This is a genomic window from Bradyrhizobium sp. (assembly GCF_004799445.1).
Lineage (GTDB): Bacteria > Pseudomonadota > Alphaproteobacteria > Rhizobiales > Xanthobacteraceae > Bradyrhizobium.
Genome location: NZ_SSNA01000186.1, coordinates 1 through 8,710, shown reverse-complemented (window position 1 = coordinate 8,710; position 8,710 = coordinate 1). Strand labels below are relative to the sequence as shown.

Below are 8,710 nucleotides of genomic sequence, written 5' to 3'. Positions count from 1 at the left end.
CCCGGAATGACAGGGAATTCACAACGACGCCGGCTCCGTCTCCGTCTCGATCGAAGGCAGCGGCTCATCATGGATCCTGGCCTCGAAGCCCCGCAACCGCTGATAGATCGAAATCAGTTCGACGATGGTGCTCCACGAATTGACGAGATACTGAAACGAGGTTCGCACCTGCGTGAACGCGTTCAAGATCTGGTTCATCGAACCCAATGTGATCCTGCCGGCAACGATCGTCGGCCCGAGCAGGATGTAGGGAAAGATGACGTCGGTTTGCAGATAAACAATGCGGCCGACATTGAAGTACATGAAGTTCAGATAGAGCCGGAAGTAATTCCTGCGAATGTTGCCGAACAGAACGTCCAGGGTTGGCGGATCGGCGCGGGCCGCATCGTCTTCGCCAAGCACGAGCTCCTTGCGATAGGCCGCTTCCACGCGCTGGTTGAAGAATTCGATTCCGGGCAGCCTGATCCCGATCAGCGCCAGCGCGCCGGTACCAACGAGCGACCAGATCACCGCGGCGAACACCAGCGGGTAGGGGATCGAGCCGATCAGCGGCAGCTCGGTGATATTGCTGGACAGCCGCAACAGAACCGGCAGAAAGGCCAGCAGCGTGAGAACCGAACTGATCAGGTTGACGCCGAGACCCTCCATCGTTGTCGCAAACCGCATGGTGTCTTCCTGCACCCGCTGCGAGGCGCCCTCGATGGTGCGCAGCCGCGGCCAGTTGACGATGTAGAAGTCGTTCATCGCGGTGCGCCAGCGAAAGATGTAGTGGCTGACGAAGAACCGCGTCATCACGCCGACCACGACCGCGACCAGCGCGATGCCGGCGAAGGTCGACAATTCGCTGTAGAACTGCTCGATCGTGACCGGCTTGGATTTCGAAAGCGCGGCCTGCACGAGATCGTAGAACGGCCCGTACCAGCTGTTGATGGCGACGCTGACCTGGACCTGAAAGTAGGAGGTGAACAGGATCAGCGCGGAACCGATGATCGACCATGGCGACCAGGGATGCGGCGAGAATATCATCCAGGCGCCGGCGAAGATCGCGACGCTGAGCGCGAAATAGAGGTCGAACCACAGCGAGCGCGCCGACCAGAACAGCGCCACGCCGACGACGCCGGGCGCGGACGACCCGATCAGATCGTCGGCGTAGCCATACCAGAACGCCATCGCCAGCGCCGTCCAGGCGATGGCCGACAGAAAGAACAGCTTGGGTCGGGGGAAAAACGAAACGAACATTTTGAAGTATCCAGTCTCGGGTCAGATGTGGTGAAGGCTGAACGCACCATAGCCGCTGCGGCGGATTAGCCAACCGGGGATGCGGGATTGATGACGATGGTGTTCCGGACGAAGCGGCGCGGAGGGAACACATGCATGTCGTGCATGCGAACGCAGGGACCCATACGCCGTGTCAGTTGTTTTGAGGCGCGCTGTTCGACGACTTTGCCCAATTACTGGCACCTGTGTTTATGGGTCCCCGCTTTCGCGGGGACGACGGATCGTTATGACCATGGCGATTTGCGCCACGCCGCGTGACTTGCCCGACGGGCAAATCAACGGGCCAATCGATCTTCCCGTCCAGCCTTTGAGCGAAAAATATTTCGCTTCACGGTTTGGTAGAAACAGTTTTATTGATTCCGCCGTCCACTCCACACAAGGGGCGTATCGCGATCGTCACGGACGCGGGGTTGGATGCGATGGACGCGGATGGCGCGACTGACGAGCGCGTTATCTTGCGGACGGCGAAGTCGTGTGGTCCTGATGCCCCGACGCTGGCATCAAGTTGGTGGAGGCAACTCCGTCAATGACGGTGGCAAGAAAGCCCGGTCACCTTGGGAGAGCGCGGAGGAAACCGTTAAAACCATTGCGTGCGGGAATGCCGGGCGATTCCGGTGAACTCGCTGTGAATACTCGTGTGCATCTACCACTACCGTGCGCACACGAGGCTGCGGGTGCATCGGGCACCCGGCATTCCCCACGCCCTCTGATTGGAGAGGGCGGGAATTTACAGCAAGACTCGGGCGTTTTCGCGTAGCGAGAATGCGGCGGTGTATCTTGGCGTCATTGCGAGGAGCGCGAGCGACGAAGCAATCCATTCTTTCTTTGTGCGGTACGATGGATTGCTTCGCTGACGCTCGCAATGACGGTTTGTATCGTGGTTGTTTGGAACATGAATCCGAAGACACGGCAGGTCTTTCCTACCCTCCCCTGGAGGGGGAGGGTCGATCGCGTAGCGATCGGGGTGGGGTGACAGTCTCTCCCCCAGCACGGTGCCCGAGTTGGGAGATCACCCCACCCCGGCTCACATTTTCGCTGCGCTCAATGTCAGCCGACCGAGAGAGCGAGCTTCGCTCGTCTCGACCCCTCCAGGGGAGGGTGAACTGGGTCAGCCCGTCTGACTATCTTTTGGCATTGCGGTTTGGCGCATTTCTCGTTTAGAACGGGCTCGGAAAACGCGTCCAAGGCAACCAACCGTCAATGGTTTTGGCCGAAGATGACGCTTCCAAAGGGTCTGGCAATGCTGATTCGCAGCGAAAAGTACGGAGTTCAGGGCGGGGCGGCCAAGACCGTTGGCGCCTGTGCGATTCCGGCTGCGTCCTTGCCCACCCTGATTATTGGCGGGCTTCTGCTTCTTATCGGCCCCTGAGGGCCGTCTGGGCGGTTTGCGCCTGGGCACTCAGGGGTTGCGCGAGATCACCAGACCCCTTCAGCGCTCAAAAAAGCAGCGCACGACCCAAAGGAATTTTCGAAATGACCAAAGTGAACAAGTCCGACAAGGACCGTGTCATCATATTCGACACCACCTTGCGCGACGGCGAGCAATGCCCCGGCGCCACCATGAGCTTCGAGGAGAAGCTCGAGGTCGCCGAGATGCTCGACGACATGGGCGTCGATGTCATCGAGGCCGGCTTTCCCATCACCTCCGAAGGCGATTTCCAGGCCGTCAGCGAGATCGGCCGGCGCTCCAAGAACGCCATCATCGCGGGTCTGGCCCGCGCCCATCCGAAGGACATCGACCGCTGCGCGGAAGCGGTGAAATTCGCCAGGCGCGGCCGCGTCCATACCGTGATCGCGACCTCGCCGCTGCACATGCGCGTCAAGCTCAACATGACGCCGGAGCAGGTGATCGAGACCTCGATCGCCAATGTCGCGCGAGCCCGCAACCAGATCGACGACGTCGAATGGTCGGCCGAGGACGCCACCCGCAGCGACATGGATTTCCTCTGCCGGGTGGTCGAGGCCGTGATCAAGGCCGGCGCCACCACGGTCAATATTCCCGACACGGTCGGCTACACCACGCCCGAGGAATATGCCCGCTTCATGCGCACCCTGATCGAGCGGGTGCCGAACTCCGACAAGGCGGTGTTCTCGGTGCACTGCCACAACGATCTCGGCATGGCGGTGGCGAATTCGCTGGCCGGTATCGCCGGCGGCGCGCGGCAGATCGAATGCACCGTCAACGGCATCGGCGAGCGGGCAGGCAATGCCGCGCTCGAGGAAGTCGTGATGGCGATCAACGTCCGCAACGACGTGTTTCCGTGGTGGAACAAGATCGACACCACGATGCTGACGCGGGCCTCCAAGCTGGTCTCGGCGGCGACCTCGTTCCCGGTGCAGTACAACAAGGCGATCGTCGGCCGCAACGCGTTTGCCCATGAAAGCGGCATCCATCAGGACGGCGTCCTCAAGGATGCCTCGACCTACGAGATCATGCGCCCCGAGATGATCGGCCTGAAGCAATCCTCGCTGGTGCTGGGCAAGCATTCCGGGCGTCATGCCTTCGTGCACAAGCTGGAGGAGATGGGCTATAAGCTCGGCGCCAACCAGCTGGAAGACGCGTTCGTGCGGATGAAGGCGCTCGCCGACCGCAAGAAGGACATCTACGACGAAGACATCGAGGCGCTGGTCGATCAGGAAATCGCCGCCTCTCATGACCGCATCAAGCTGGCCTCGCTGACGGTGATCGCCGGAACCCATGGTCCACAGCGCGCCACCATGAAGCTCAATGTCGACGGCCAGATCAAGATCGAGGAGGCCGAGGGCAACGGTCCGGTCGATGCGGTCTTCAACTGCATCAAGCTGTTGGTGCCGCATGAGGCCAAGCTCGAGCTCTACCAGGTCCACGCCGTCACCGAGGGAACCGACGCCCAGGCTGAGGTGTCGGTACGGCTCGCCCATGAGGGCCGCTCGATGACCGCGCGCGCCTCCGATCCGGATACGCTGGTGGCTTCCGCCAAGGCCTATCTCGGCGCGCTCAACAAGATCGTGATGAAGCGCCAGCGCGACATCCCGGCGGCCGCCGCGAGCTGACTCTATTGGTTCTCCCCTCCCCCTTGCGGGGAGGGGTCGGGGGTGGGGGTCCTCGCGGGGGCAGTGCCGATGACGTCACCCCCCACCCCAACCCTCCCCCGCAAGGGGGGAGGGCGAAGAGAAAAAGCGCGACCGCGATTGAACGAGTCGAATGCCAAACGCAGCGTTCCGGCGCTGCGTTTTTGCATTGCAGCAAAGATCCGGAAAACAGCCCCTTCGAAAGGGGCAATGGCATTTCGAGCGGCTTCTCTGTATTGGTGCGGCTGGCATACAAGGATTTGGGAGCAGCGCCACGCGCGTTCCCGCTGGCTCACCCCGGGAGGAGAAATGCGTAAACTGGTATTGGCCGCGTCGATCGCGGTGTTGGCGCTGGCGGGGCCGGCGTCGGCGCAGGCGCCGATCGTCATCAAGTTCAGCCATGTCGTGGCTTCCGACACGCCAAAGGGCAAGGCGGCCGAAAAATTCAAGGAACTCGCCGAGAAATACACCGACGGCAAGGTCAAGGTCGAAGTCTATCCGAATTCGACGCTTTACAAGGACAAGGAAGAGCTGGAGGCCTTGCAGCTCGGCGCGGTGCAGATGCTGGCGCCCTCGAACTCCAAGTTCGGCCCGATCGGTGTGCGCGAATTCGAGGTGTTCGATCTTCCCTATATCCTTCCGGATCTCGCCACCTTGCGAAAGGTGACCGACGGACCGCTTGGCGCCAAGCTGCTCAAGCTGCTCGAGCCGAAGGGCATGACGGGGCTGGCCTACTGGGACAACGGCTTCAAGCAGATGTCCGCCAACAAGAAGCTGGTCACGCCCGCGGACTACAAGGGCCTGAAATTCCGCATCCAGTCGTCGAAGGTTCTCGAGGCCCAGTTCCGCGCGCTCGGCTCGATCCCGCAGGTGATGGCGTTCGGCGAAGTCTATCAGGCTTTGCAGACCGGCGTGGTCGACGGCCAGGAGAACACCTGGTCGAACATCTACACCCAGAAAATGCACGAGGTGCAGAAATACGCCACGGTCACCAATCACGGCTACATCGGCTATGTCGTGGTCGTGAACAAGAAGTTCTGGGACGGACTTCCCGCCGACATTCGCGGCCAGCTCGACAAGGCCATGAAGGAGGCGACGGCCTTCGGCAACGGACAGTCGGCGAAGGAAAACGACGAGGCGCTTGCGGAAATCAAGAAGTCCGGCAAGACCGAAATCATCACCCTGACGCCGGAGCAGGACGCGGCCATGCGCAAGGCGATGGACCCGGTCTACAAGGACGTCGCAAACCGGGTCGGTCAGCCGCTGATCGATGAATTCATCAAGGAAACCGGCGGGGTCAGCCATTAATCAGGAAAGCCGGCAAGCTCCCGCGGTGGGCGGGAGCTTGCTTTTTTCATTGGCGCATGCCGGGGCGGCGAGCGCTTGTGCAGGGGATTGATGACGCGACCGCAAATGTTCGTGGCGTGGGCGCGCAAGGGGGACATTGGTGCTGCTTCGTATCCTTGATCGGCTCGAGGAAATTCTGATCAGTTCGCTGATGGCGGCGGCGACGATCCTGATTTTCATTTCCGTCGTGCACCGCTTCGGCACCGGCGTGCCCTTTCTGTATCCCTATCTGATCGGCATCCACATCTCCTGGGCGCAGGAGCTGTGCATCTACATGTTCATCTGGATGGCGAAGTTCGGCGCGGCCTACGGGGTGCGGACCGGCATCCATGTCGGCGTCGACGTGCTGATCAAGCGGCTCAATCCCGCCTGGCAGAAGGGCGTCATTCTGTTCGGCCTGCTCGGCGGCGCGCTGTTCACCGCGATCGTCGGCACCATGGGCGCGAAATTCGTGATCGAATTGATGAGTACCGACCAGGTCTCGCCCGATCTCGAATTGCCGAGCTGGATCGTCTATGCCTGCATCCCGCTCGGGTCCTATCTGATGTGCTTCCGCTTCCTGCAGGTGTGCTGGCATTACTGGAAGACCGGCGATCTGCCGCATCATGATGCGACCAATGTCGACGGCATCGAGGTTTCTCCCGATGCGCCGGTCGCGCTGGGAGAAGCGTGATGAGCGCCGCTCTTATCTTCGGACTGCTGTTCGCCCTGATGCTGACGGGGATGCCGATCTCGATCTCGCTCGGCCTCACCGTGCTCACCTTCCTGTTCACGATGACGGAGGTGCCGATCGAAAGCGTCGGCCTGAAGCTGTTTTCCGGCCTCGACAATTTCGGCATCATGGCGATCCCGTTCTTCATCCTCGCCGGCACCTTCCTGACCCGCGGCGGCGTTGCCCGCCGCATGATCGCCTTTACGACCTCGCTGGTCGGCCATCTGCCGGGCGGGCTCGGACTTGCCGGCGTCGCGGCCTGCGCGATGTTCGCAGCGATCTCCGGCTCCAGCGTCGCAACCGTGGTCGCGATCGGCTCGATCATGATGCCCGCGATGGTCGAGCACGGCTATCCGAAGCGGTTCGGCGTCGGCGTGATCTCGACCTCGGGCGCGCTCGGCATCCTGGTGCCGCCGTCGATCATCCTGGTGCTGTACGGCGTCTCCACCAATACCTCGATCGGCGCGCTGTTCATGGCCGGCATCGTGCCGGGCATCATGCTGGCGCTGATGCTGGCGGCGGTGACCTGGTTCATCGCCTGGCGTAACGGCTATCCGAAGATGCCGCGCGCGACGCTGAAGCAGCAATGGACCGCGTTCCGCGAGAGCGTCTGGGGCCTGCTGCTGATCGTGCTCGTGCTCGGCGGCATCTATGGCGGCATCTTCACGCCGACCGAGGCCGCCGCGGTTGCCGCGGTATATGCCTTCTTCATCACGGTGTTCATCTACAAGGAGCTGAAGCTCGCCCAGGTCGGCAGGGTGCTGTTGCAGGCGGCGAGCATGAGCTCGATGCTGCTCTACATCATCACCAACGCGGTGCTGTTCTCGTTCCTGATGACGCATGAGCAGATCCCGCAGGAGATGGCGGCCTGGATCATCGACAAGAATTTCAGCCTGTGGGCGTTCCTGTTGGTGGTCAACATCCTGCTGCTGATGGCCGGCAACGTCATGGATCCATCGTCGATCCTGCTGATCATGGCGCCGATCCTGTTTCCGCTCGCCACCAAGATCGGCATTCATCCGGTTCATCTCGGCGTATTGATGATCGTCAATACCGAAGTCGGGCTGTGCCATCCGCCGGTCGGACTCAATCTCTACATCGCCAGCGGAATCGCGAAAATGGGCATCAGCGAAATCACCATCGCGGTGTTGCCGTGGCTGTGTGCGATGCTGATCTTCCTCGGCCTGATCACCTACATTCCCGAGATTTCGCTGTGGCTGCCGCGCTTGCTGGGAATGATTTGAAGCGGCGCGCAGTTGCGCAATAGTGGCTGCCGCGGTTCACTTCGCAATCGAGTCTATGCAGATTGCGTGGACGAGTCCGCGGCGCAATACGCGCAGTTGATAAGCATTAGCAAGATTACATCTTGGTAAGACAGGGCGTTCTTGCCAAACTGTAAGTTGATTGCGGACATCAGTGGGCTCATCTTCCGACCACCTTCAAAGGAGGTTCACATGAGGAAGTTTGCAATCGCCGGCGTCGCCGCGCTCGCCATCGCCGGCTCGACGGCGGTCTATGCCCAGCACAATCGTTGGTTTCATGAGCATATGGGGCACATGCAAATGAACCCGGAGGATAGGGCGGCCTTTGTCGACGCGCGGATCGCGGCTGTCCATGCCGGTCTGAAGCTTAACGCCGATCAGGAAAAGCTGTGGCCGCCGGTCGAGACCGCGGTGCGGGATTTCGCGAAATTGCGGATCGATCGCGCCAATGCGCGGATGAACGCCAAGCCCGAGGAGGGCGCCCAAAAGGATCCGGTGACGCGGCTGCGCGAGCGCGCCGACAACATGGCAACCTCGGCGGTGGCGCTGAAGAAGATCGCGGACGCGGCCGACCCGCTCTACAAGACGCTGGACGACGGCCAGAAGCGCCGGCTCGACATGCTGACGCATCGCGGCGGCCGGTTCGGCGGCGAAGGCGGCTGGCGCCACCATGGTTTCGAGCATGGCATGATGGGCGGCGATCGGGATCGCGACGGCGGCCGGGGCGACGGCGACCGGCTCTAGCCGCGCCGGCTTCGCCCACCCAGCTCAGAACCCAGGGAAGGCCGCCGGATTCCGGCGGCTTTTCCGATATTTAGGGCCCCTCGACAGGGCCGGGAAAACCCCGCCGGCTTGCTGGACATCGGGGGGTCGCTTTGCTAAACGACGCCCTCTTGCGAAAGGCTTTTCCGGGCCGGTTCCGGGCGCATAGCTCAGTTGGTAGAGCAGATGACTCTTAATCATCGGGTCCCAGGTTCGAGCCCTGGTGCGCCCACCACCCAGTGGTAGGGATCAAACTTTCGCAAGTCTTCTCGCAGTTATTGCGCGGAAATGGGGGCTT

Annotated in this window: 6 protein-coding genes and 1 tRNA gene; 6 read left to right on the top strand and 1 reads right to left on the bottom strand. The window is 61.5% G+C overall.

Going from position 1 to position 8,710, the window contains the following annotated elements:
- Positions 1 to 18 precede the first annotated feature (18 nt).
- Complete coding sequence (gene sbmA, locus E8A46_RS24095) at positions 19 to 1,239, bottom strand: peptide antibiotic transporter SbmA (protein WP_291566585.1); 1,221 nt, start codon at positions 1,237 to 1,239, stop codon at positions 19 to 21.
- 1,512 nt (positions 1,240 to 2,751) lie between these two features.
- On the opposite strand from sbmA, the gene E8A46_RS24090 reads away from it, so the two are divergent.
- From E8A46_RS24090 to E8A46_RS24065, 6 genes are all read left to right on the top strand, one after another.
- A complete protein-coding gene (locus tag E8A46_RS24090; RefSeq protein WP_291566582.1) occupies positions 2,752 to 4,311 on the top strand; it encodes a 2-isopropylmalate synthase in 1,560 nt (519 codons plus the stop codon).
- Between the two features lie 327 nt (positions 4,312 to 4,638).
- Positions 4,639 to 5,637, top strand: a complete 999-nt coding sequence (locus E8A46_RS24085; RefSeq protein WP_291566580.1) for a TRAP transporter substrate-binding protein — start codon at positions 4,639 to 4,641, stop codon at positions 5,635 to 5,637.
- Positions 5,638 to 5,776: 139 nt separating this feature from the next.
- Positions 5,777 to 6,349, top strand: a complete 573-nt coding sequence (locus tag E8A46_RS24080; protein WP_291566578.1) for a TRAP transporter small permease — start codon at positions 5,777 to 5,779, stop codon at positions 6,347 to 6,349.
- The gene (locus tag E8A46_RS24075; RefSeq protein WP_291566576.1) at positions 6,349 to 7,632 is read left to right on the top strand and encodes a TRAP transporter large permease subunit; all 1,284 of its coding nucleotides are present in this window, start codon (positions 6,349 to 6,351) and stop codon (positions 7,630 to 7,632) included. The genes E8A46_RS24080 and E8A46_RS24075 overlap by 1 nt, the downstream gene beginning before the upstream one ends.
- Before the next feature lie 210 nt (positions 7,633 to 7,842).
- Positions 7,843 to 8,394: a Spy/CpxP family protein refolding chaperone gene (locus E8A46_RS24070; protein WP_291566574.1), complete on the top strand. Its 552-nt coding sequence runs from the start codon at positions 7,843 to 7,845 to the stop codon at positions 8,392 to 8,394.
- 177 nt (positions 8,395 to 8,571) lie between these two features.
- A tRNA-Lys gene (locus tag E8A46_RS24065) sits at positions 8,572 to 8,647 on the top strand.
- The last annotated feature ends 63 nt before the right edge of the window (positions 8,648 to 8,710 follow it).